The 22,551-nt window shown below is 72.5% G+C and carries 23 protein-coding genes; 14 read left to right on the top strand and 9 right to left on the bottom strand.

The features are described from left to right. Nucleotides 1–57: 57 nt before the first annotated feature. From QIS99_RS08520 to QIS99_RS08500, 5 genes are all read right to left on the bottom strand, one after another. A complete protein-coding gene (locus tag QIS99_RS08520) occupies nt 58–1,296 on the bottom strand; it encodes an MCE family protein (RefSeq protein WP_282512064.1) in 1,239 nt (412 codons plus the stop codon). 1 nt (nt 1,297) lies between these two features. Next, nucleotides 1,298–2,116 carry an MlaE family ABC transporter permease gene (locus QIS99_RS08515; protein WP_282512063.1) on the bottom strand — a complete coding sequence of 273 codons (819 nt, stop codon included), beginning with the start codon at nt 2,114–2,116 and terminating at the stop codon, nt 1,298–1,300. Between the two features lie 6 nt (nt 2,117–2,122). Then, a complete protein-coding gene (locus tag QIS99_RS08510; protein WP_282512062.1) occupies nt 2,123–2,905 on the bottom strand; it encodes an MlaE family ABC transporter permease in 783 nt (260 codons plus the stop codon). Further along, nucleotides 2,902–3,990, bottom strand: coding sequence for an ABC transporter ATP-binding protein (locus QIS99_RS08505; protein WP_282512061.1), 1,089 nt, complete (start codon nt 3,988–3,990; stop codon nt 2,902–2,904). Before QIS99_RS08505 ends, QIS99_RS08510 begins: the two co-directional genes overlap by 4 nt. A 64-nt stretch (nt 3,991–4,054) precedes the next feature. After that, complete coding sequence (locus QIS99_RS08500; protein WP_282512060.1) at nt 4,055–5,011, bottom strand: hypothetical protein; 957 nt, start codon at nt 5,009–5,011, stop codon at nt 4,055–4,057. Between the two features lie 406 nt (nt 5,012–5,417). Between QIS99_RS08500 and QIS99_RS08495 the strand changes: the two genes are divergently transcribed. The 6 genes from QIS99_RS08495 (at nt 5,418) to QIS99_RS08470 (ending at nt 10,895) form a co-directional block, all read left to right on the top strand. Beyond that, the gene (locus QIS99_RS08495; RefSeq protein WP_282512059.1) at nt 5,418–6,020 is read left to right on the top strand and encodes a hypothetical protein; all 603 of its coding nucleotides are present in this window, start codon (nt 5,418–5,420) and stop codon (nt 6,018–6,020) included. 171 nt (nt 6,021–6,191) lie between these two features. Then, nucleotides 6,192–7,838, top strand: coding sequence for a hypothetical protein (locus QIS99_RS08490; RefSeq protein ID WP_282512058.1), 1,647 nt, complete (start codon nt 6,192–6,194; stop codon nt 7,836–7,838). A 193-nt stretch (nt 7,839–8,031) separates the two neighbouring features. Then, a complete protein-coding gene (locus QIS99_RS08485; protein ID WP_282512057.1) occupies nt 8,032–9,240 on the top strand; it encodes a helix-turn-helix domain-containing protein in 1,209 nt (402 codons plus the stop codon). A 134-nt stretch (nt 9,241–9,374) separates the two neighbouring features. Then, nucleotides 9,375–9,773 (top strand): cell division protein SepF, encoded by a 399-nt coding sequence (locus QIS99_RS08480; protein ID WP_282512056.1) that lies wholly within the window; start codon nt 9,375–9,377, stop codon nt 9,771–9,773. A gap of 55 nt (nt 9,774–9,828) precedes the next feature. Continuing rightward, the gene (locus QIS99_RS08475; protein WP_282512055.1) at nt 9,829–10,194 is read left to right on the top strand and encodes a nucleotide pyrophosphohydrolase; all 366 of its coding nucleotides are present in this window, start codon (nt 9,829–9,831) and stop codon (nt 10,192–10,194) included. Between the two features lie 209 nt (nt 10,195–10,403). Continuing rightward, nucleotides 10,404–10,895 (top strand): DUF6099 family protein, encoded by a 492-nt coding sequence (locus QIS99_RS08470; RefSeq protein WP_282512054.1) that lies wholly within the window; start codon nt 10,404–10,406, stop codon nt 10,893–10,895. Between the two features lie 122 nt (nt 10,896–11,017). On the opposite strand, the gene uriT is transcribed toward QIS99_RS08470, so the two are convergent. After that, nucleotides 11,018–12,466, bottom strand: a complete 1,449-nt coding sequence (uriT, locus tag QIS99_RS08465) for a uridine transporter UriT (RefSeq protein ID WP_282512053.1) — start codon at nt 12,464–12,466, stop codon at nt 11,018–11,020. Next, nucleotides 12,463–13,410, bottom strand: coding sequence for a uridine-preferring nucleoside hydrolase UriH (gene uriH / locus QIS99_RS08460; protein ID WP_282512052.1), 948 nt, complete (start codon nt 13,408–13,410; stop codon nt 12,463–12,465). Before uriH ends, uriT begins: the two co-directional genes overlap by 4 nt. 316 nt (nt 13,411–13,726) lie before the next feature. Here uriH and QIS99_RS08455 point away from each other — a divergent pair, with 316 nt between their 5' ends. The 5 genes from QIS99_RS08455 (at nt 13,727) to QIS99_RS08435 (ending at nt 17,314) form a co-directional block, all read left to right on the top strand. Beyond that, nucleotides 13,727–14,842 (top strand): LacI family DNA-binding transcriptional regulator, encoded by a 1,116-nt coding sequence (locus tag QIS99_RS08455; protein ID WP_282512051.1) that lies wholly within the window; start codon nt 13,727–13,729, stop codon nt 14,840–14,842. Then, nucleotides 14,839–15,738: a ribokinase gene (locus QIS99_RS08450; RefSeq protein ID WP_282512050.1), complete on the top strand. Its 900-nt coding sequence runs from the start codon at nt 14,839–14,841 to the stop codon at nt 15,736–15,738. Before QIS99_RS08455 ends, QIS99_RS08450 begins: the two co-directional genes overlap by 4 nt. A gap of 121 nt (nt 15,739–15,859) precedes the next feature. Further along, on the top strand, nt 15,860–16,783 hold the full coding sequence (locus QIS99_RS08445; protein ID WP_282512049.1) for an LLM class F420-dependent oxidoreductase: 924 nt from the start codon (nt 15,860–15,862) through the stop codon (nt 16,781–16,783). A 69-nt stretch (nt 16,784–16,852) separates the two neighbouring features. Beyond that, a complete protein-coding gene (locus tag QIS99_RS08440) occupies nt 16,853–17,020 on the top strand; it encodes a hypothetical protein (RefSeq protein WP_282512048.1) in 168 nt (55 codons plus the stop codon). A 54-nt stretch (nt 17,021–17,074) separates the two neighbouring features. After that, on the top strand, nt 17,075–17,314 hold the full coding sequence (locus tag QIS99_RS08435) for a hypothetical protein (protein ID WP_282512047.1): 240 nt from the start codon (nt 17,075–17,077) through the stop codon (nt 17,312–17,314). 130 nt (nt 17,315–17,444) lie between these two features. On the opposite strand, the gene QIS99_RS08430 is transcribed toward QIS99_RS08435, so the two are convergent. Next, the gene (locus QIS99_RS08430) at nt 17,445–17,996 is read right to left on the bottom strand and encodes a PadR family transcriptional regulator (RefSeq protein ID WP_282512046.1); all 552 of its coding nucleotides are present in this window, start codon (nt 17,994–17,996) and stop codon (nt 17,445–17,447) included. A gap of 27 nt (nt 17,997–18,023) precedes the next feature. Between QIS99_RS08430 and QIS99_RS08425 the strand changes: the two genes are divergently transcribed. From QIS99_RS08425 to QIS99_RS08415, 3 genes are all read left to right on the top strand, one after another. Continuing rightward, nucleotides 18,024–18,437, top strand: a complete 414-nt coding sequence (locus tag QIS99_RS08425) for a nuclear transport factor 2 family protein (protein WP_282512045.1) — start codon at nt 18,024–18,026, stop codon at nt 18,435–18,437. Between the two features lie 70 nt (nt 18,438–18,507). Further along, nucleotides 18,508–19,044 carry a DoxX family protein gene (locus tag QIS99_RS08420; protein WP_282512044.1) on the top strand — a complete coding sequence of 179 codons (537 nt, stop codon included), beginning with the start codon at nt 18,508–18,510 and terminating at the stop codon, nt 19,042–19,044. A gap of 229 nt (nt 19,045–19,273) precedes the next feature. Then, a complete protein-coding gene (locus tag QIS99_RS08415; RefSeq protein WP_282512043.1) occupies nt 19,274–21,568 on the top strand; it encodes a DEAD/DEAH box helicase in 2,295 nt (764 codons plus the stop codon). Here QIS99_RS08415 and QIS99_RS08410 read toward each other — a convergent pair. Further along, the gene (locus tag QIS99_RS08410) at nt 21,519–22,547 is read right to left on the bottom strand and encodes an alkyl sulfatase dimerization domain-containing protein (protein WP_282512042.1); all 1,029 of its coding nucleotides are present in this window, start codon (nt 22,545–22,547) and stop codon (nt 21,519–21,521) included. The two genes, QIS99_RS08415 and QIS99_RS08410, sit on opposite strands and share 50 nt — an antisense overlap. Nucleotides 22,548–22,551: the final 4 nt, after the last annotated feature.

Below are 22,551 nucleotides of genomic sequence, written 5' to 3'. Positions count from 1 at the left end.
CGTGGTCGTCCTCGCCGCCGAAGTCGCCTTCGCTCGCCGCCGGTTGAGTGTTTCCGGTCACTTGAGCTTCACCTCCGTGCCCCGGTACAGCGGCCCCGCCAGCAGGCTCGACCAGCTGGGCAGTTCGTCGGGCCGCGTCTGCGCGGCGGGCGCGAGCAATTCGTTCACCAGGGCGTTCTCCTGCGGCGAGTTGGCGGGCCCGAGGCTCTGCGCGGCCGACGCGGTCGCGGCCGCCGGGGCCTTCGCGGGCAGGCCGAGGTACGGCACCGGATAGCAGCGCGGCCCGCCGCCCGAGGTGTACGCGGGGTCGTCCCGGCCCGGCCGGTACGCGCCGCGCGAGGGCACCGTCGTCACGTCGACGTGCAGGCCCGGCTCGTCCGTGCCCTTGCCGAGGGCGCGGTCCATGCGCGGCACGAACTCGGCGAGGGTGCGCAGTGTGCACGGGAAGGACGGCGCGTACTCGGCGAGCAGCTCCAGGGTCGGCCGGGAGGTCGCGGCGAGCCGGATGATGTTGTCCCGGTGGGCGCGCAGGAACGCGTCCATGTCCTGCGCGAAGGCGGTGGTCGCCCCGTAGGCGGTGGCCAGCTCGCTCTCCTTCTCGGCGAGGGTGCCGCTGGTGGTGGTGAAGTCCCGCAGCGCGTCGAGGATGCCGGGCGCGGCGTCCGCGTACAGGTGGGAGACCTTCACCAGCTGCTTCAAGTCCTCGTTCAGGGTGGGGAGTCGGGGATTGAACTTCTTCAGGTGCGCGTCGAGGGTGGTGAGCGTCGCGCCGAGGGTGTCGCCGCGGCCCTCCAGGGCCCGGGAGACCGCGGACAGCGTCGACGACAGCTTCTGCGGCTGCACCGCGGTGAGCATCGGCAGCACGTCGTCCAGGACCTCCTGCAGCTCGATCGCGTTGGCGGACCGGTCCTGCGGGATGACCGCCCCGGCCTGCAAGGTGCCCGTACCGGGCCGGTCCGGCGGTACGAGCGCCACGAAGCGTTCGCCGAACAGGGTGGTCGGCAGCATCTGGGCGCGCACCCCGTCGGGCACCCGGTCCAGGGAGCCGGGTTCCAGGGCCAGGACCAGCCGGGCCCCGGAGCCGGTCGCCTCGATCTCCCGGACCTCGCCGAGGACGACCCCGCGGAGCTTCACCTCGGCGCCCGGGTGCATCTGATTGCCGACGTCGCCGGTCTCGACGACCACCTCGTCGGAGTCCACGAACTCCTTCTCGTAGACGGCGATCGCGAGCCAGATCAGCAGGGCCGGCACCAGCAGGAACACCAGTCCGGCCAGCCGGCGGCGCAGTACTCCCACGTCAGCCCGCCACCTTCACGGTCGTGGTCGCGCCCCACACGGCGAGCGACAGGAAGAAGTCGGTCACGGCGATCAGCACGATCGCGTTCCGCACCGACCGGCCCACCGCAACCCCGACCCCGGCGGGCCCGCCGGACGCGCGATAGCCGTGGTAGCAGTGCGCGAGGATGACGAGGACGCTGAAGATCAGCACCTTCAGCACGGAAAGCCGCACGTCCGTGGGGGACAGGAACAGCCCGAAGTAGTGGTCGTACGTTCCCCGCGACTGGCCGTTGAAGACGACGGTCACCAGGCGCGAGGCGAAGTACGACGACAGCAGCCCGATCGCGTACAGCGGCACGATCGCGACGACGCCCGCGATGATGCGCGTCGTCACCAGATACGGCAGGGAGCGCACCCCCATCCCTTCCAGGGCGTCGACCTCCTCGTTGATGCGCATCGCGCCGAGCTGCGCCGTGAAGCCCGCGCCGACGGTCGCCGACAGCGCAAGCCCGGCCACCAGCGGGGCGATCTCGCGGGTGTTGAAGTACGCGGAGACGAACCCGGTGAACGCGGCGGTGCCGATCTGGTCCAGGGCCGCGTACCCCTGGAGTCCGACGACCGTGCCCGTCGCGGCGGTCATCGCGATCATCACGCCGATGGTGCCGCCGATCACGCCGAGCCCGCCGGAGCCGAACGCCACCTCGGCGAGCAGCCGCTGCACCTCCTTGAGGTAGCGGCGCAGGGTGCGCGGAATCCACGCCAACGCCCGTATGTAGAACAGGAGTTGATCGCCGCAGCGGTCCAGCCAGGCGAGTGTTCCGGTGACCGGTGAGGCCATCGCGGCTCAGCCTCCCTTCGGCGGAACGATCTGGAGGTAGATCCCGGTCATGATCATGTTGACGAGGAACAGCAGGAGGAACGTGATGACCACGGACTGGTTGACCGCGTCCCCCACACCCTTGGGCCCGCCGCGCGGATTGAGCCCCCGGTAGGCGGCGACGATGCCCGCGATGAACCCGAAGACCAGCGCCTTGAGCTCGCTGACGTACAGGTCGGGCAGCTGCGCGAGCGCCGAGAAGCTCTGCAGATACGCGCCCGGGGTGCCGTTCTGCAGCACGATGTTGAAGAAGTACCCGCCGAGCGTGCCCACCACCGACACCATGCCGTTGAGCAGCACCGCCACCGACATCGTGGCCAGCACGCGCGGCACCACGAGCCGCTGCACCGGCGAGACGCCCATGACGGTCATCGCGTCCAGCTCCTCGCGGATCTTGCGCGAGCCCAGGTCCGCACAGATCGCCGAACCGCCCGCGCCCGCGATCAGCAGCGCCACGATCAGCGGGCTCGCCTGCTGGATCACGGCGAGCACGCTGGCCCCGCCGGTGAACGACTGCGCCCCCAACTGCTGGGTGAGCGAGCCGACCTGGAGCGCGATGACCGCGCCGAACGGGATGGACACCAGGGCCGCGGGCAGGATCGTCACCCCGGCGATGAACCAGAACTGCTCGACGAACTCCCGGAACTGGAACGGCCGCCGGAACACCGCCCGCGCCACCGCGAGCCCGAGTGCGAAAAGCTGCCCGGTCTGCCGCAGCGGCGCGAGCAGCACCGCAGGCCCCCGGCTCACCGCGCACCGCCCTTGCCCGTCGTGCCGCCTGTCGAGCCGCCTGTCGTGCCGTCCGTCGTCCCGACCGGCGCGCCGACCGTCGTGCCGCCCGTCGTCCCGCCCGGCAGGACGGCGGTCGGTTCAAGGGCGTACGACTCCTCGATCGCCGTACGGGCCGCGGGCGGCAGGTGGTCGAGCATGCCGAGCACCCGCTCTCGGCGCCGGGCCACGGCGGCGCGCGGTCCGAGCCCGGGGGAGGGGGCGAGCTGCGGCACCAGGGACGGCCGGGAACTCTCGTCGCCCGGCGGGGAGTTGGCGGCCTCGGCGGCCAGCGTCGCCGCGTCCTTCTCCTCCGACATACCGATCGGGCCGTGCCTGCCGGCGGTGAGGAATTGCGCGATCACCGGGTCCTCGCTGGTGAGCAGCGCCTCGCGGGGGCCGAACGTCACCAGGTTGCGCCGGTAGAGCATGCCCATGTTGTCGGGCACGGTCGCGGCGATGTCGAGGTTGTGCGTGACGATCAGCATGGTCGCGTCGATCTGCGTGTTCAGGTCGATGAGCAGCTGCGAGAGGAACGCCGTACGCACCGGGTCGAGGCCGGAGTCCGGCTCGTCGCACAGGATGATCTGCGGGTCGAGGACGAGCGCGCGGGCGAGCCCGGCCCGCTTGCGCATACCGCCGCTGATCTCGCCGGGCAGCTTGCCCTCCGCGCCGAGCAGCCCGACGACGTCGATCCGCTCCATGACGATGCGGCGGATCTCGGACTCCTTCTTGCCGGTGTGCTCGCGCAGCGGGAACGCGATGTTGTCGAACAGCGACATCGACCCGAACAGGGCGCCGTCCTGGAACATCAGGCCGAACAGCTTCCGGGCCTCCATGACGTCCCGCTCGCGGCTGTTCACCATGTCGACGCCGTCGACGAGTACCTGGCCCCGCTCGGGTTTCAGGAGCCCGATGAGTGATTTCAGGAATACGGTCTTTCCCGTGCCGGACGGGCCGAGCAGCACGCTCACCTCGCCCGCGGGCAGCGTGAGTGTGACGTCCTGCCAGATCTGCTGTGCACCGAACGACTTCGTCAGTCCTTCGACCCTCACTTCGGTCCCCAACTCGGCTCACCTCCTTCGCTGTCACGCGCTGTCCGGAATTGCTGAGCGGCGTTCCGGCGTGGGTCTAGCGCACCGCGGAATGCCAGTACTCGGAAAGCCGCTTCCCCTGCTCGGGGGCTGCGCTGCCGGGCGAGGTGAACGCGGCGACGGAGGTCGAAGCGCCCGTCATCCGCACCGCGTTGGTGCCCGCGGCGGCGGGCAGCCCGGTCTTGAGGTTCACCGCCCAGTCGAGGGAGCCGAGCAGCCCGCAGCCTGCGGCGCCGGGCACCGCGTACGTCGTGTCCTGCTGGTCGGCGCCGCTCGCCGAGAGCCGGTTGAGCGGGCCTGCCGGGTCCGGGGTGCCGTCGCCCGCGAAGCGGTCGGTGCGCACGGCCGGGACGGCGGTGTTCTGCGGGCGCAGCACGATCGGCTCGGACGCGGAGCCGAGGTAGCAGTTCTCGCCGAGGAACGGGTTGTCCAGCTTGATCCGCACCGGCAGCGTCAGGATCGGCCGGCCCTCCATCACCCCGGCGAGCAGGTTGAAGTCGGTGGGGCGGCCCACGGATTCCACGGTGGCGGTGACCCGGTTGAGCCTGCTGTCCGTGAGCCGGGCGCAGATGTCGCTGACCAGCGGGATGTCGCTGGGGCACATCAACCCGAGCAGCCCGCCCGGGAGTTGGGCCGGGTCGGCGACGAGCGCGCCCCCTGGCGGCGGCACCACTGTCGACCTCCCGCCGGGGTGGGTGACGACCCCGGCCTGCAGGTCCGTCGCGCCGGTCGGCACGGTCCTGCTGCCGATCGTGATGCTGCCGGACGCGGAGCGGGACGAGATGCACAGGGCGGTGTCGGTCACGCCGTCGGCGGCGAGCATCACCGGGTCGTCGACCGGGCAGCGCGTGAACGGGGCCCAGACGCCGTTGAGTTGCACGTCGTCCGCGGCGGCGGGCTGCGCGGCGGCGGGCTGCGCGGCGCCGAGCAGGGCGAGGGCGGACGCGGCCGCGACGGCGGAGGCCCGTACGGGAGCACGCCTGAGGGAAGGCATGGCGGAATTCCCTTCGCAAGTCGAGGGGGAGAGGACCGCGACGTTACTCACGGGAAACCGTAAACGGCAATGGCCTTGCTGACGGTTATTACATTACTCGGCCGTTTGTCGGCCGGTGAGTAAATCCGTTTCCAGGACGCTCACTTGGTGAGTGTCCGCCGCGCCCTGTTCCTGCGGTACGGGAATTCGCTCACCGGCTGACAAGGGCGCGGCGATCCACTGTGCGCCGGTCGACAAACAATTCAACGACTTCTCGGGGTGTCGCGGAATTTGGCCTTCTCCCATTGCGGCGCTGGGTTACTTGCTCGTAACGTCGCGGTTCGGCAGGCCTGTCCCGCCGGCGGCCGGCGAATCTTCTCCCTCTCCTGTGCGAGTCCCCTGCGAGACACCCCATGGAGGAATCACCGTGCGCAAGATCTTCAGAACGACCGCCGTCACCGCGGCCGCGTTCGCCGCGGCACTCGGTATGACCGTCAGCTCGGCCTCGGCCACCGCGCAGGCCACGTACACCGTGACGCCCGGCGGTGCCTTCACCGGCACAGCCACCGGGCCGACCCTGACCGTGCCCAACGCGGTCCTCGAATGCGCCAGTTCGGTGGCGTCGGGCACGCTCAAGAGCGGGTCCGGCCTGGCCGGCGAGGGCATCGGCGACATCAGCAGCATCGGCTTCGAGGGCTGCCAGGTGGGCGGCATCCAGTTCACGGTCGTCCCGGACGAGACCACGTACCCGTGGAAGATCAATGTCACCGGGATGAGCAGCGCCGACCGCGCCGACGGCACCATCACCGGGATCCGCGCCAGCATCGAGGGCTTCTCGTGCAACGCGACGTTCTCCGGCAGCGTGAACGGCTGGTTCGAGAACAGCACCGACACCCTGCATGTCACCGGCGGCGGTACGCTCGCCGCGGAGGCCGGGGCGAACTGCCTCGGCTTCATCAACCCGGGCGACCACGCGGACTTCGTCGGCGACTACGTGCTGGACTCCCCGCAGGAGATCACCTCGCCGTGACCGTCCGGCACCGTCGGGCGCGGACCGTCCCCCGCCGTGTGCGCGCCCCCGTCCGCCGCCGAGCGACCGGCTCGGCGGCGGACCGGTTGCCCGCCCCCGGACAGCCGTCCCGGAGCCGTCCCCCGAGCCGTACCGAGCCGTCCCCGAGCCGTCTCTGAAAGGCAGGGCCCGATGACCCCGCAGGCCCGCAGCGCCCACCGCACCCGGCGCCTCGCGGTGGCCGCGGCCGCCGCGCTGGTCGCCGGACTCGTCTCGGGAACCGGCTCCCAGGCCGACGAGACCCGCCCCCCGGTCATGCTCGCGTACGACTGTGTACTGCCCGAGGGCGCCCCGTCCGGCGCCGCGCGCGTGCGGACGGAGGTCGAGGTCACGACCCGGGCGCCCGGGACCGCGAAGGTCGGCGAGCCGATCGCCCCGGGCCCGGTCGCCGTGGCCGCCGCGCTGCCGTACGACGACCTCGCGCCCGCGCTCCCCGAGGGCACGACGGCACTGGCGAGCGAGGCCGCCCTCGACGTGCGCGTCCGGCAGAACGGCGAGAGCGCCGACACCCGCTGGTCACCCCTCACCGCAGCCGCCGGCGTGCCCGGCGACGACGCGGAGCTGCGGCTCGACCACACCGGTCAGGTGCCCGCCGTCACCGTGGGGTCGCCGGGCCGGGTCGTCCTCGTAGCCGGTGAACTCACCCTGAAAATAACCCCGTTGACGCGGACAGGCGAACAGCAGAAGCAGCCCCCGGACCCCGCGGACCCCACCGACTCCACCAACCCCACCAACCCCACCCCCTCCGCCAACCCCACCAACCCCACCAACCCCACCCCCTCCGCCAACCCCACCGACCCCACCAGCCCCGCCGCCCCCGTTACCCTCACCTGCGCCCTCGCCGACGGCCAGGACGGCCTCCTCGCCGAGGTGACCGCCGAGGCCACGGGCGGAACCGGCGCGCCCGGGACGGACGACCCCGGCACCGGACCCGCGGAACAACCCGGCGCCGGCATCGAGGTCGCCCCGGAACAGGGCCGCGAGGACGGGCCGGACGGCTGCCCCGCCGAGCGGCCGGACGGCGAGATCGACCTCTCCGACGCACCGCCCCCGCTCCCCGGCACCGTCCTGCGGCCGCCCACCAGCGTGCACCTCCCGGTCTGCGCCTACGCCGTCGGCTACGGCACGGTCCGCAAGCTGGACGGGTCCATGGTCATCAACGACCCGGAACGGAAGCCGGCCCTCATGAACGTCTGGGCCAACAAGCACAACGTGTTCAGCGCCATCGGCTCCCCGCGCTACGCGCTCATCGGTTCCGCCGCGACGATCGACCTGCCGGACGCCGAATCCACCTTCCTCGCCTTCGGGTTCACCCCGGTCTCGGCGAAGGTGCGGTTCGAGACCGGGCCCGTCAGCATCGGCACCGGCACCATCGGCAGCGGGCAGGCCGCGGAGAACTTCGCCTTCGCCAGCTTCGACCAGCGGCTGCGCATCTACGACGTGAAAGTGAACGGAACCCGGCTTGACGTGGGCCCGAAGTGCGGGACCGCGAAGCCGTACCACGTGACGCTCCGCGGCTCCTTCGGCCCGAACGGAACGGGCAGTTACACCAACGTCCTCCTCGGCGGACTGCTCACCGCGAAGATCGACATCCCGGAGTTCTCCGGCTGCGGCACCGGCGGCGAGGACCTGGACGCCCTGTTCACCGCGGCCATCAGCGGCCCGGACAACAGCATCGCCATGAACCAGGCCACCGTCTGCTCACCCGAGGGCAACGGCCGCCCCGGCTGCCCGGCCGCGGTCCCGCCCCTCCCCAGTCTGACCCTGCCGAGCAACTGACGTACGGGGGAGCCCCGTTCCACCACCTGCGCATTACAGCCAAACCTCGGCGAGTGTGGTGTACACCACTCGACCGGTGCTCTAGCGTCAGCACGTTGCCATCGGTTCGCACCTGACGGCGTACGAGGGGGCCTGCCCAACGCCCCATGGGCGCCGTCCCCCCACCGGGAGCCCTGACAGCAAGGACCGACTCATGTCCCTGCCAGCTCAGTCGTCGGCCGTGGACGATTCCATGGAGCACCTCCCCAGGGAGTTCGCTGCCATCATGCGGCCCGAACTGCCCAGCCTCGTCCATGAGATCGGGGTCGACGTCATCCGTGCCTTCCCCGAGTACGCGCAGCTCCTGAACGGCCCCAACGCCGGATCGATCCGGCTCGGGGTGGAGCGCAGCCTCACCGCGTTCGTGGACCGCATCGCCGACCCCACCTCGTCCACGGCCGCCCGCGACGAGATCCTGCGCACCTTCGGCCGCGTCGAGGCGTACGAGGGCCGCGACATCGAGACCCTCCAGGGCGCCTACCGGCTCGGCGCGCGCGTCGCCCTGCGCCGCGCCAAGTCCGTGGGCCGCCGCTACGACCTCTCCCCGACGCTGCTCCTCACCTTCGCCGACACGCTGTTCACGTACGTCGACGAGCTGGCGGCGCTCTCCCGCGAGGGCTACACGGAGGCCCTGGCCCGGGTCGGCTCGGCCGCCGACGTGCACCGAAGACGGTTGCTGCACCTGCTGCTCGCCGGCACGCCGCTCACCCACTCCACCATCGGCGAACTCTGCGAGCAGGGCGGCTGGCCGCTGCCCGGGAACGTCACGCTCGTCGCCCTGCGGGACCCTGTCCCCGACCACGTGGCGGCCGGCCTCGCCCCCGACGTCCTCGCCGACCTCGGCGCCCCCCAGCCCCACCTGCTCCTCCCCGGACCCTTCACCGCCGAACGCCGGGCCTCCCTCGAAGTCGTGGCCGCCGCCGCCCCGCTCGTCGTCGGCCTCACCGTGCCGACCGCGCAGGCCGCGGACTCGCTGCGCTGGGCCCGCCAGCTGCAACAGCTCATCGACGACGGGGCGGTGCCCGACGCCCCGTACACGGACTGCGCCGGCCATCTGCTCACCCTGTGGCTGCTCTCCGACCCGGCCCTCGTCAGCGAGCTGACGACCCGTGAACTCGCCCCCCTGGACAAGGCCACGGGCACCCGCCGCACCCGCCTCGTCGAAACCCTGCACGCCTGGCTCACCACCCGCGGCACGGCGGAACAGATCGGCGACACCCTGGGCGTCCACGCGCAGACGGTCCGCTACCGCATGCGCAACCTGATGTCCCACTTCGGCGTCCAACTGGAGGACCCCACCCACCGGTTCGCCATCGAGGCGGGACTGCGGGCGCTGCAGCTGCTTGGCCGGGGCAAGGAGTAGCCGCGGTCGGCTTCGGGGCCGTGCCACCAGGCGCCCGCAGCTCCCACCCCCGTGTCGCAGTTGGGCCGAACGGGTGAGTTGGCGTAAGAATTGGCCGGTACAGACGACCAGTGCGAGCCCGGACGGGGTGGGGCATGAACAGCTACGGCCACGACGCCACTGACGAACAGTGGGAGGGGCTGGCCCAGGTCGTGCCGCTGCGCAGCAGCACCGAGTGGCCGTCCTGGCCGGGCCACCGCGCCCTGCCGGAGGCCGCGCACGACAGCCGCCGCCAGTTCGTCGTCCACCGTGTCAACGTCTTCGCCGACGCCCGCGAGGTCGCCGAGACCCTGATGGCCGAGATCCCGGTGCTGCTCGACCTCTCCGGCGCGGAGAGCGAAGTCGCCAAGCGCGTACTGGACTTCAGCAGCGGCGTCGTCATGGGCCTCGGCAGCGGCATGCACCGGGTCGACCGGAACGTCTTCCTCCTCACCCCGCCCGGCACCGAGGTGCAGGGCCTCGTGGAGGACGGAGTCACCGCCCCCCGTGGCTGACGGAGGCCGCCCCCGCGGCTGACCGGGGCCGCGGCCCGGGTGGTAGACCTGGGGCGTGACGACCGACCCGGACCTGAAGGAACTGCAGCGCCGCCTCGCGGAGTTCGCCGCGGCGCGCGACTGGCAGCCGTACCACACCCCCAAGAACCTGGCCTCCGCCCTCAGTGTGGAGGCGGCCGAACTGGTCGAGATCTTCCAGTGGTTGACGCCCGAGCAGTCGGCCGCGGTGATGGACGACCCCGAGTCCGCCCACCGGGTGAGAGACGAGGTGGCCGACGTACTGGCGTATCTGCTGCAGTTCTGCGAGGTCCTCGGGGTCGACGCGCAGGCCGCGCTGGCTGCGAAGATCGAGCGCAACGAGCAGCGCTTTCCGGTGGGTTCGGCCGAGCCGAAGATCCCTCGTCGTTACTCTTCGGAGTGATCGAAAGAGCCGGATTCGAGATTCTGTCCAGAGATTTCCGTATTCCCCTGGTCTTTTGGTCTGATTACCTTCACTCTGGGTAGTGGACTGGAAGAGTGTGACTGGGACTGACCGACCGAAGCGCCCCGCACCGGCCCAACGGGCCCGAGGAAAGCGGCAGTTCGGCAGGGCGGACCAGCGCCTCGGTACCACGGCGGACGGGGACGGCGATGGACGGGTTGCAACTCATCAGGGAGAGCAGAGGCGCGCTGGCGCGCGGGCGCGACGCGGCGTCCGTGCTGACGGAGGCCTGGCAGGCCAAGGCCCTCGCGCAGGCGATCGGCAGCCGCCTCGCGGTGGGCGGGCCGCCGGCCCTGCGCGGCGAGGCCCTGGCCCTGAGCGAAGTGAGCGGCCGCGGCTGCGGAGTCCTCGCCGCCGCCCACCCCGGCACGGCGGCGATCCGCGCGGCCCGCCTCACCGAGATCCACGACCCGAGAGCCACCCTCACCGGCCTCGGCGGACTCCTCGGCGAGGTGGGCATAGCCCTGGTCGGCGTCTCCTGCTCGGCCGAGGGCGAAGTCCACTACTGGACCTGCGTCGAGGCCATCGACGCCGCCGACGAGTCCCGCGACCGCGTCCTGGAGATGCTCCGCAGGCTCGCCCTCAGCGACGAACGCGGCGAGGGCCTCTCGGCGCCGGATTCCCGGACGGGACCCCCCTGAGGGCCGCGCGCCGGACAGGCCCCCACCGAATCCGCACACCACCCCGCACCCCCGCCCCACGGCTCGCCGCCTCAGTGCGCCTCCGCCTCCACCGGCTTCGGGATCGGGATCGGGAACGACGTTCAGTGCGCCTCCGCCTCCACCGGCTTCGGGATCAGGAACGACGTCAGGAACGCCGCCGCGAGCAGGGCGACGCCCGCGATCATGCCCGCCGTGTAGCCCGCCGCCGACGTGGCGTCCTCCGGCTTCGTCGCCGTCTGGACCGCGTACAGGACCGCGAAGCTGAGGCCCGCGCCCAGGTTGAACGCGCCCGCGTTCAGGCCCGGCAGGAAGCCGGGGTTCTCGCGGGGCGAGAGCACGATGCCCAGGCCGTTGAGGACGATGTTGCCGATGCCCGCGTACGTGATGCCGATGAGGATCGAGGAGGTGAGCAGCAGCGCCTTCGAGTCGCCCTGCAGCGTGACGATCATCAGGCCCACCATCGCCGCCGCGCCGATCAGGCCGATGCGCAGGATCCGCCCGTAGCCGAAGGTCGCGGCGAGGCGCCCGGCGAGCGGGCCCATGGCGAGGCCGGCGAGGGCGTACGGGGTGAGCGTCCACCAGGCCGAGGCCTCGGCGGTCATGCCGAAACCGGCGTCGGCGTCCTGCGCGAAGGCCGGGATGAGGCCGTTCATCACGGCGAACACGCCGGTCATGGTGAGCACGGTGGTGAGCAGCAGCGCCCAGGTGGAGCGGCGCCGCAGGTGCCGGGTGGCGACCAGCGGGTGCGGGCTGCGCTCCTCCGTACGCCAGAACAGGGCGAAGGCGAGCGCCGACGCCACGAACAGGCCCGCCACCAGAGCCCAGTTCGCCGCGGCCAGCTTGCCCGCCTCGTTGAGCGCGATCAGGGCGGTGCCGACCGACACGACGAGCAGGGCCACGCCCGGCCAGTCCATCCGCGGCACGTCGACGTCGGCGCGCGAGGCCACCGACTCCGGGGTGAGCGTCGCCACGAGGAGCGCGGCGAGGGCGGCGACCACGGCCATCACCCAGAACACCGACTGGAAGCCGAAGTTGTCGGCGAGCCAGCCGCCGGCGATCGAGTCGACGCCCGCGATGCCGCCGTTGACGGCCGTGATGACGCCGAGCAGCAGCCCGTACCGCTTCGGGTCGTGCACCTCGTGGCGCAGCATGATCAGGCAGAGCGGCACGGTCGGCCCGGACACGCCCTGCACGACGCGGCCGGCGAACAGCAACGGCACGTTGGTCGCGAGCGCCGCGATCACACAGCCGACGACCATCAGGGCCATCATCCCGGTGAGCACCTTGCGGCGGCCGACGAGGTCACCGAGGCGCGGCAGGAACAGCGAGAACAGCGCGGCCGAGGTGAAGAACGCCGTCTGCGTCAGGCCGACCTCGGCGGAGGTCGCGCCGAGCGAGTCCTCGATGTTCTTCAGGGCGGGGCTGAGCATGCTCGCGTTCAGCTGGAACGCGAAGCACGCCGCGAGCAGCGCGGTGACCAGGACGGCGATCCGGGTGCCGCGCCCGCCGCCCGTACCTGTATCCGCGGTCGCCGAGGAGGCGGTGTTCATGCGGTCACCTCGCCGATCCGCTCCAGGGCGTCCACGACCAGGTTCCAGAACCGCCGGTGGTCCAGGTCCACGGCGACCTGCGTACGGCAGTCGGCGGGGGCCGGGGCGCGGAAGTCCGTCACGGTCATACCGAGCGTGAGGGTGCCGGTCAGCTCGATGTCGACGGGCGCCTTGCGGACCGTCATCACATCCGGGTCGATGACGTACGCGACCGCGCACGGGTCGTGCACCGGCGGGTGCGCGAAGCCCTGCGCCTCCAGGTACATCCGGCCGAAGAAGTCCAGGAGTTCGCCCACGAACTCCGCGGGCTTCGTGCCGACCTTCGCGATCCGCTCGGCCACCTCGGGGGTGGCCAGGGCCTGATGCGTGAGGTCGAGGCCGACCATCGTGACCGGCCAGCGCTCGTTGAAGACGATGTGCGCCGCCTCCGGGTCGATCTTGATGTTGAACTCGGCGACCGGGCTCCAGTTGCCCTCGTGGTAGCCGCCGCCCATCAGGACGACCTCGCGGACCCGCTCGGCGATGCGCGGCTCCTTGCGTACGGCGAGGGCGATGTTGGTGAGGCCGGCCGTCGGGACCAGGGTGATCTCGCCGGGCTCGTGGCTCATCACCGTGTCGATGATGAGGTCGACGGCGTGCCGCTCGTCGAGCTCCAGGACCGGTTCGGGCATGACGGGGCCGTCGATGCCGGACTCGCCGTGGATGTCCGGCGCCGTCTCGACCTCGCGTACGAGGGGACGGGGGCAGCCGGCGGCGAACGGGACGCCGGTGATGTTCGCGATGCGGGCCACCGAGAGGGCGTTGCGGGTGACCTTCTCCAAGGTCTGGTTGCCGACGACGGTGGTGACGGCGACGAGCTCGACGTCCGGGTTGCCGTGCGCGAGCAGCATGGCGATGGCGTCGTCGTGCCCGGGGTCGCAGTCGAGAATGATCTTTCGGGGCATCGCGGAACCTCTTTGTCCAGCCGAACCGCCTGCGGGAGCGGCGTTGGGAAAACGTTCTCCGGAGAGGATGAGCAGACGTCCGAATTATGTCAATGGCAGCCGGAGGCGGCCTCCCGAGACGATCCGCGATCGAGCACGTCAGCGGAGCTGGAGAAACGGTGGTCGTTGGGGTCAGGTGCTGATAACGTTTTCCGAAACTTTGCGGGTGTGGGGAAAGCATGCGGGAAGGCATGGGGGAAGGTATGGGGGTCGAGCGGGTGGCCGAGATGTGTGGACGGACAGCCGGGATGTGTGGACGGACGGTCGGGAGCCGGGCATGACCGATGCAACGCTGCGCGACGTCGCCCGCGCATCGGGCTGCTCCGTCGCCACCGTCTCCCGCGTCCTGGCCGGCACCCGCCCCGTCGGCGCCGAGACCGCCGAGCGCGTCCGCGCCGCCGCCGAGCAGCTGGACTACCGCCCCAACCACGCCGCCCGCGCCCTCCGCAGCCGCGCCACCGGCACCGTCGGCCTGGTCCTGCCGCAGATCACCAACCCCTTCTACCCCACGCTCGTACGGGAGTTGACGCGCGCCCTGCACGCCGACGGCCGCGCCGTCCTCCTCGCCGACTGCGACGACGACCCGGCCGCCGAGGCCGAGCACATCGCCGACCTGCTCGCCCGCCGCGTCGACGCCCTGCTCGTCATCCCGGCCCACGAGCGGCGCAGCCGCGAGGCCGTCGCCGCGGCCGCCGCACGGGTTCCGCTGGTCCTCATGGACCGCGGCTGCGGCCCGGGCGTCGCCGACTCCGTGGCCGTCGACAACGCCACGGGCATGGACCTCGTCCTCGACCACCTCGCCGCGACGGGCCGCCGCCGCGTCTGCTTCCTCGGCGCCGCCGGCACCGCCTCCGCGGCCGCCGAGCGACGCCTCGCGTACGAGTCCGGGGCCGGCGCGCTCGACCCGGACGCGCCGGGCCGGGTGTTCCTCGGCGACTTCTCGGTGGAGTGGGGCCGGGCCGCCGTCGACGAGGCGTGGCACGAGCGCCCGGACGCGCTGGTCTGCGCCAACGACCTGATCGCCGTCGGCGCCCTGCAGCGGCTTCAGCAGCGCGGCGCGGACGTGCCGGGCCAGGTCGCCGTCACCGGCTTTGACGACATCCCGATGGCCGCGCTGTCCGCGCCCGGCATCACGACGGTCCGCCAGCCGGTGGCCGAACTCGCCGCGGAGGCCGCCCGGTTGCTCCGCCGCCCGCCCGAGCACGGCAGCCGCCCGCACCGCACCATACGGCTCGCCCCCGACCTCGTCGTACGGGACTCCAGCGCGCCGCAGCAGCAGAGTGGGCACGGTACGAGCGAAGTGAGCGAAGTGGCCGAAGTGACCGAAGTGGGCGAAGTGAGCGAAGTGGGCGCAGTGAAGGACATGACCGCAAGGCCGGAGGAAGCGCAGTGATCGCCGTCGTCGGAAGTCTCAACCTGGACCTCATCGCCCCGGTGCCGCACCACCCCGTCCCCGGGGAGACCGTCCTCGGCGGGGACATCGTGCAGCACCCCGGCGGCAAGGGCGCCAACCAGGCCGTGGCCGCCGCCCGGCTCGGCGGCGCGGTCGCGTTCGTCGGGCGCGTGGGCGACGACGACGCCGCCGACGTCCTGGTCGACGCGGCCCGCACGCAGGGTGTGGACACCACCCACATCCTGCGTACCGAGAGTGTGCCCACCGGCCGTGCGCTGATCGCCGTGAACCCGGACGGCGAGAACTCCATCATCGTCAGCCCCGGCGCCAACTCCCGCCTCATGGCCGCCGATTGCGAGGCCGCCGTCGGCCCGCTCGGCGCGGCCAAGGTCACCGTCCTGCAGCAGGAGGTGCCGGACTCGGCCAACCACGCCGCGGCCCGCCTCGCGGGCGGCCTGGTCCTCTACAACCCGGCCCCGGCGGTCGAGGGCGCGGTGCCGCCCGCGCAGGTGGACCTGCTCGTACCGAACCGCACCGAGCTCGCCGCGCTCACCGGCACCGCCGAGGCCCGTACGGTCGACGAGATCGTCGCCGCGGCACGGAAGCTGACCGGCGCGGGCGCGGTCGTCGTCACCCTCGGCGGCGACGGCGTGCTGCTCCTCGAAGGCACGTCGAGCCTGCACATCCCCGCGTTCCGGGTGACCCCGACCGACACGACCGGGGCGGGCGACTCCTTCTGCGGCGCCCTGGCCGTCGCGCTCGCCGAGGACCGTCCACTGGAGCAGGCGGCACGCTGGGCGTGCGCGGCGGCCGCGATCAGTACGACGCGCACGGGCGCACAGCCGTCCGCGCCGTCGCGCGACGAGGTGGAGGAGTTCCTGGCCACCCAGGGCTGACGCGGGCCGAGGTGGCGGACGCGGGGCCGGGGCGGGCTGACGCGGGCCGGGTGGGCTGAGGCGGGCGGACGCGGGGCCGGGGCGGCTCGGTGGGGCGGGCGCAGGATGCAGGATGGACCCCATGGATCTGCGCATCTTCACCGAGCCCCAGCAGGGGGCCACCTACGACACTCTGCTCACCGTCGCCAAGGCCACCGAGGAGCTGGGCTTTGACGCGTTCTTCCGCTCCGACCACTACCTCCGCATGGGCGCGAGCGACGGCCTGCCGGGCCCCACCGACGCCTGGATCACGCTGGCCGGACTCGCCCGTGAGACGAGCCGGATCCGGCTGGGCACGCTGATGACGGCCGGCACGTTCCGGCTGCCCGGCGTGCTCGCCATCCAGGTCGCGCAGGTCGACCAGATGTCCGGCGGCCGCGTCGAACTCGGCCTGGGCGCGGGCTGGTTCGAGGAGGAGCACACCGCGTACGGCATTCCGTTCCCGAAGGAGAAGTTCGCCCGCCTGGAGGAGCAGCTGGCGATCGTCACCGGGCTCTGGGGCACGGAGATCGGCCGTACCTTCGACTTCGACGGCACGCACTACCGCCTGGCCGGTTCGCCCGCGCTGCCCAAGCCCGCGCAGGCGAAGGTTCCGGTGCTGATCGGCGGTCACGGCGCGGTCCGCACGCCGCGTCTCGCCGCCCGGTACGCGGACGAGTTCAACATTCCGTTCGCCTCGGTCGAGGACAGCGAGCGCCAGTTCGGCCGGGTCCGCGCGGCCGCCGAGGAGTTCGGCCGGGTGCCCGACGAGCTGGTGTACTCCAACGCCCTGGTCGCCTGCGTCGGCAAGGACGAGGCCGAGGTGGCCCGCCGGGCACAGGCCATCGGCCGGGACGTGGCCGAGCTGCGCGCCAACGGCCTGGCCGGATCGCCGGACGAGGTCGTCGACAAGCTCGGCCGGTACGCGGAGATCGGCTCGCGCCGCGTCTACCTGCAGATTCTCGACCTGGACGACCTGGAGCACCTGGAGCTGATCTCCTCGCAGGTGCAGTCGCAGTTGTCGTAGCTGTCGTAGCTGTCGCAGTTGTCGTAGCCGTCGTGCGGGCCCGGCGCGGTGCCGGGCTCACCACGCGGTGTGCGGCCTCCGCGACCCCTTGCGCCGCCGCCATGCGCACCTCACCGCCTGCTCCTCGGCCTGCTCCTCGGCCTGCTCCTCGGCCTGCTCCTCGGCCTGCTCCTCGGCCTGAGCGCGGCCTGCGTGGGCCAACTCGCGCCGGGCATCCTGGGGTTGCTCGCGCCCTGAGCCGCACCTCTCCGTACGATCGCGCGTCGCGTTCCGGGTCCTTAGGATTCGAGTGTGGCTGAGATCTCCGATGAACTGATCAGGCTGGAACGCTGCGCGGAGGAGGAGCGGGCGAAGCTCGCGGGCCTCACCGGCGAGGCGTACGAGGCGCAGCGCGAGCGATGGCGCCGGGCCTCGGAGAACGTGCGGTCCGCGATCGCCCGGCACGCGGAGGCGACGGGCCGGAGCCGGGAGGCCGTCGAGGGGGACGTGCAGAAGGCGGCCCGCCGGGCCGACGAGGACCCGGCGGAGTAACCGGCTCACGCTTCTTCGGTACGCGTACGCATCGGTTCGCGTACGTCAACTCCGCTCTGCGGAAGGCCAGTTTCCCGGCCAGGCGGTGGGCCCAACCGCGTAGACGGGGGGCGCGGGGCGTCCGGGCCGCTCATCGGCGGGCCCGCAGGACGGTGATGGCGCGCTCGCACCAGTCGCGGTTGCCCCGCTCGAAGGCGAGGCCGCGCAGGCAGGTCAGGTACGGGCCGATCGGCCGGCCGTGCAGCAGGAAGTCCTCCTCGTCGCGGTCGCTGCGCATGGTGTGCAGAAGCCGCTCGAACAGGTCGACCTTGTCCTGCGCGAAGCCGATGCGCTCGGTGAGCCGGGCGATCAGGTGGTCGGTCTCGACGCGGTCGGCGGCCTGGACCTTGACCATCAGGTCGTCGCGCAGGACGGACGGCTTGGCGGCGGCGGCCGTGAACGCCTCCAGCTCGGCGAGGCCCGCGCCGGTGACCGTGAACAGCCGCTTGTTGGGGCGGCCCTCCTGGACGACCTCGCGCCCGGCGATCAGGCCGCCCTGTTCGAGCCGGGCCAGCTCGGCGTAGAGCTGCTGCGGCTTCGCGTACCAGAAGTTGGCCACGCCCAGGTCGAAGGCCTTGGCCAGCTGGTACCCGCTCCGCTCCTCGTCGAGCAGCGCCGCGAGGACGGCGTGACGCAGGGCCATGGGGGCTCCTTCAGCAGGGCGCAGGACATGACGACCACCGACCGCTTCCAGGAGGCCGTCGACCGGCGCGAACTCGGCGCGCTGGGCGAGCTGTTCACCGACGACATCCGCCTGTACAGCCCCGTGAAGTTCACGCCCTTCGAGGGCAAGCCGATGGTGCTCGGCCTCTTCGGGGTCCTGCTGCGCACCTTCGAGGAGTTCCGGTACGTCGGCCGGTACGCGGGCACGGCCGAGACCGGTGTGGACGGCACGGTGTGCCCGTCGACCGTCCTGCTGTTCCGGGCGGTCGTCGGCGGCCGCGAGATCCACGGCATCGACCTGCTGCACTTCGACCCCGAGGGCCGCATCAAGGAGTTCACGGTGATGGTGCGGCCGCAGTCCGCCGTGCAGGCGCTCGGCGAGGCGGTGTTGGCGGGCCTGAAGGCGGACGGCCTGGCCTGAGTGGCGGGCGGCCCCGCCCCGGCGAAAACTGAGAGGCGGCGCACGGACGACCGGACGTAAGGACCACGACATGGGCTGCCTCAACCGCAAGGACCTGGGCCTGCTGGCCATCCGCCTCGGCACGGGCGGCGTGCTCGTCGCGCACGGGGCGCAGAAGCTCTTCGGCTGGTTCGGCGGCGGCGGGCTCGACGCCACGGCGCAGGCAATGGAGGCCATGGGCTTCCGCCCCGGCAGGCCGAGCGCCCTCGCCGCGGGCCTGGGCGAGGCGGGCGGCGGCGCGCTGCTCGCCCTCGGCGCGGCCACGCCCGCGGCGGGCGCGGCGGCCGCCGGGGCGATGGCGGGCGCGGTCGCGGTGCACAGCCCGTCCGGCTTCTTCGCCATGCAGGGCGGCTACGAGTACCCGGCCTACCTCGGCTTCGTCGCCGCGGGCCTCGGCCTCGCCGGCCCCGGCCGCTACTCCGTCGACCACATCACCGGCCACCGCCTCGACCGCCCCGCCACCCTCCTCCTCGCCTTCGCGGCAAGCGCGGTCGCGGCGGGCGTCGTGGTGGGACGGAGGGAGCGGGTGGTGGCGGAGCGGGCGGAGGAGGGGGAGGGGGAGGAGTAGCAGCAGCGGCGGCGCAGGGTGGCCGGAAGGTGTACCGCCAGGTGTGCCGCCCCGGTGCGTCCGAGCCGGACACGGTGGCCGAGTCCGCTCAGGCGGTGGCGGGAGCGAGTGTCAGTGGGGGCGCGTAGGTTGGGGGCAGGTCGGCGGTGTCCGGACGGGACCGGAGATGGGGGCGAACTGCCCGGCCTGGCGGGCGGGAGCCGCCTCCTGGCCGAGAAGGGGTGTGCACGTGGGGCGGGACGAGCGGGAGGTGGTCGCGGAAGGGGTGCGGCTGTCGGACGCGGCGAGGGCGCTGATCGCGGACCATGCGCGAGCCGTCGACGCCGTGCGCGCCGCGGTCGGGCCGATCCACGACGCCGAGGTGGCGCGCGAGCTCGACGGCATCCCCATAGCCCGCCTCCAGGAGCTCACCGAGGGCCGGCTGCGCCTCGCCAGTGTCGAGAACGGCGGGTTTCGTACGGTCGGCCAGATCGTCGAGGCCGGACCGTACCGCCTGCGCCAGCTGCCCGGCGTGGGCCAGCGCACCGTCGACCAGATCTTCGCCGCCACCCGCCGCCTCACCGAGGCCGCGCACGACACCGTCGCCGTGCACATCGACGTCGACCACCCCGAGCCCCGTACCACCGCACTCGTCACCGCTCTGCACGTCCTGGTCGAGGCGGGGCCCGAGGCGCGGCGGGCCGTCGACACCGCCACCGGGCTCGCCGCCCGCCTGGAACCGCTGCTCGCCGAAGCCCGGCCCGCCTCCGGACGGCTGCGGATGCTGTTCGCCGGGCGGGCGAAGAAGTCCCGCGCCCTCGCGGCGGCCGACGCCCTGCGGACCCTGGTCGCTCAGGCCCAACAGGCAGGCGTGCCCGGCCAGTTGGCGCAGGCCTCCGTGGACCTGCTGCGCGCACCGGACTCGGACATCGCCGCCTGGGTCGACTTCGAGCTGCGCTCCGCCGAGTACTACAGCCTGCTCGCCGAGATCACCGGACGCGTCCCGGACGCAGCCGCCGCCGAGGGGTTCCTGCCGGACGAGATCGCCGAGCACGTCCGCGCCCAGGGCCTCGACGACACCCACCGCAGGGTCTCCCTCCGCGGCTACCAGGCCTTCGGCGCCCGCTTCGCCCTCGCCCGCCGCAAGGTGATGCTCGGGGACGAGATGGGACTCGGCAAGACCATCCAGGCCATCGCCGCCGTCGCCCACCTCGCCGCCGAGGGACGGAACCGGTTCCTGGTCGTCTGCCCGGCCGGCGTCCTCGTCAACTGGACCCGCGAGATCGAGGCCCGCTCCACCCTGCGCCCCACGGTCCTGCACGGCCCCGACCGGCACGCGGCCTTTGACGACTGGCAGGGCCGCGGCGGGGTCGCCGTGACCACCTTCGACGCGCTGCGCGGCTTCCCCGAACCGGCCGGCGGCGAGGCCGACCTGCTCGTCGTCGACGAGGCGCACACCGTGAAGAACCCGAAGGCCCTGCGCTCCCAGGCGGTCGCCCGCTGGACGGAGCGCTGCGAGCGCGCGCTCTTCATGACCGGTACGCCGATGGAGAACCGGCCCGCCGAGTTCCGCAACCTGGTCCGGATGCTCGACGGCGACGTCGCGGACTCCCTCGGCGAACGGGACGCCCTCATCGGCTCGGTCGCCTTCCGCAAGGCCGTCGCCCCGGTCTACCTGCGGCGCAACCAGGACGACGTGCTGACGGAACTGCCCAGCCTGCAACAGACCGACGAGTGGGAGACGCCCAGCGCCGCCGACGAGGACGCGTACCGCGAGGCCGTGATCGACGGCAACTTCATGGCGATGCGCAGATCCGCGTACACACACCCCGAGAAGTCGGCCAAGCTCGACCGGCTCCGGGAGATCGTCCGGGAGGCCGATGAGAACGGGCAGAAGACGGTGGTCTTCTCGTACTTCAGGGACGTCCTGACCGTGGTCCACGAAGCGCTCCGGGCGGACGCGGATGCAGATTCCGATTCCGATGCCGACGGCGACGCTCCCGTGTTCGGGCCGCTCACCGGCAGCATCCCGGCCGGGCGGCGGCAGGCGGTCGTCGACGCGTTCACGGCCGTCCAGGGCCCCGCCGTGCTGCTCGCGCAGATCCAGGCGGCGGGCGTCGGACTCAACATGCAGGCCGCGTCGGTCGTCGTGCTCTGCGAACCCCAGATCAAGCCGACCATCGAGCACCAGGCCGTGGCCCGCGCGCACCGCATGGGCCAGGCCCGGCCGGTCCACGTCCACCGGCTCCTGGCGACCGGCGGCGTCGACGAGCGCATGGTGCAGATGCTGGCCGACAAGACCCGCCTCTTCGACGCGTACGCCCGCCGCAGCGCCGTCGCGGAATCCACGCCGGACGCGATCGACGTCTCGGACGCGGAGCTGGCCCGCCGGATCGTCGAGGAGGAGCAGGCCCGCCTCGGCGTCAGCCTCACCAAGTCAGAGCCAGAGCCAGAGTCAGAGCCTGAGCCGGAGCCCGTACGGGACTCAGTGGACCTCACCAAGCCCGAGCCCGTACCGGACCCGCCCGACGCCGGCTGCGCCTAACCCGCAGCCTCCGCCTGGCCGGGCGGGCGGGGTGCAGGTGGGTGGGGTTGCCGTCCCACCAGCCGGTCTCGGAACGGACGATGTCGCGCACGATGTACTCGCGGTGGCCGTAGTTCTCCCGCATCCACGGCACGTCGAACAGCTCGGCCGGGTAGTCGAGGTCGTGCACGATGTCGTCCACGCCCCGGCCCGCGTTGAGCCGGTCCACGACCGCCCGCCGCAGCCAGCGCAACGCCGCCGCGGTCGCGGTGAGCTGGGCCGCGCCGCCCTCGCGGAGCACCGGCCCGAACTCCGGGATCACGGTCTCGGGGCCGAGCGCGGCGAGCCGGTCCAGGGTGTCGGCCCAACGGGCCGGGTCGCGCAACGTGCGCATCGGCGTGCCCACGTTGGGGATGCCGCTGATCACCGCGGCGCTCGCGTACAGGATCCGCTCCCCCGGCAGCCAGACCGCCGTCACGTCGTCCGTCTCGGACGGCGCCCACAGCAGCCGGACCGTCCGGCCCGTGGAGCCCAGGGTGAGGGAGTCGGTGTACGTCTGGTCGGGGAAGGTCAGCGGCGGGGCCGCCGGGAAATCCGCGAGGGGGCGGCGGAACTGGCGGGCGTTGATGCGGTTCTGCAGGCCCGCGGTCTCCAGGTAACGGCGTTGGCGGCGTACGACGTTGGCGTGCGCGATCACCGTCGGCCGGGGTTCGCCGCGTTCGGCGGCGACGTCGAGGAAACCGGACACGCCGTAGTTGTATCCGAGGTGCCCGTGGCTGTAGACGATCCAGCGCACGCTCTTCCCGGTCCGCTCCCGCAGCTCGTCGAGCACGGGCCGGACCAGCTGCGGGGACGGGCCGGAGTCGACGATCAGCAGCCCCTCGTCGGTCTCCACGGCCAGGCTGTTGCCCTGAAGGCCGACGGTGTGCACGCCGGGCGCGACGGACTCCACGGCCCGGGAGCCGAGCAGCGGACTGGACTCGGCGTTGGTGGCGAGCATGGTG

It is taken from the genome of Streptomyces solicavernae, from assembly GCF_029968095.1.
GTDB lineage: Bacteria > Actinomycetota > Actinomycetes > Streptomycetales > Streptomycetaceae > Streptomyces > Streptomyces solicavernae.
The sequence above is the reverse complement of the archived record's forward strand: the minus strand, read 5'-3'. Positions and strand labels throughout refer to the sequence as shown.

Excerpts from the sequence above, each read along its gene's own strand:
- QIS99_RS08420 (WP_282512044.1), top strand. The coding sequence starts at position 18,508 with ATGGGCTGCCTCAACCGCAAGGACCTGGGCCTGCTGGCCATCCGCCTC.
- QIS99_RS08470 (WP_282512054.1), top strand. The coding sequence starts at position 10,404 with ATGGACGGGTTGCAACTCATCAGGGAGAGCAGAGGCGCGCTGGCGCGC.
- QIS99_RS08425 (WP_282512045.1), top strand. The coding sequence starts at position 18,024 with ATGACGACCACCGACCGCTTCCAGGAGGCCGTCGACCGGCGCGAACTC.
- QIS99_RS08500 (WP_282512060.1), bottom strand. The coding sequence starts at position 5,011 with ATGCCTTCCCTCAGGCGTGCTCCCGTACGGGCCTCCGCCGTCGCGGCC.
- QIS99_RS08455 (WP_282512051.1), top strand. The coding sequence starts at position 13,727 with ATGACCGATGCAACGCTGCGCGACGTCGCCCGCGCATCGGGCTGCTCC.
- uriH (WP_282512052.1), bottom strand. The coding sequence starts at position 13,410 with ATGCCCCGAAAGATCATTCTCGACTGCGACCCCGGGCACGACGACGCC.
- QIS99_RS08445 (WP_282512049.1), top strand. The coding sequence starts at position 15,860 with ATGGATCTGCGCATCTTCACCGAGCCCCAGCAGGGGGCCACCTACGAC.
- QIS99_RS08430 (WP_282512046.1), bottom strand. The coding sequence starts at position 17,996 with ATGGCCCTGCGTCACGCCGTCCTCGCGGCGCTGCTCGACGAGGAGCGG.
- QIS99_RS08410 (WP_282512042.1), bottom strand. The coding sequence starts at position 22,547 with ATGCTCGCCACCAACGCCGAGTCCAGTCCGCTGCTCGGCTCCCGGGCC.
- QIS99_RS08515 (WP_282512063.1), bottom strand. The coding sequence starts at position 2,116 with ATGGCCTCACCGGTCACCGGAACACTCGCCTGGCTGGACCGCTGCGGC.
- uriT (WP_282512053.1), bottom strand. The coding sequence starts at position 12,466 with ATGAACACCGCCTCCTCGGCGACCGCGGATACAGGTACGGGCGGCGGG.
- QIS99_RS08485 (WP_282512057.1), top strand. The coding sequence starts at position 8,032 with ATGTCCCTGCCAGCTCAGTCGTCGGCCGTGGACGATTCCATGGAGCAC.
- QIS99_RS08480 (WP_282512056.1), top strand. The coding sequence starts at position 9,375 with ATGAACAGCTACGGCCACGACGCCACTGACGAACAGTGGGAGGGGCTG.
- QIS99_RS08490 (WP_282512058.1), top strand. The coding sequence starts at position 6,192 with ATGACCCCGCAGGCCCGCAGCGCCCACCGCACCCGGCGCCTCGCGGTG.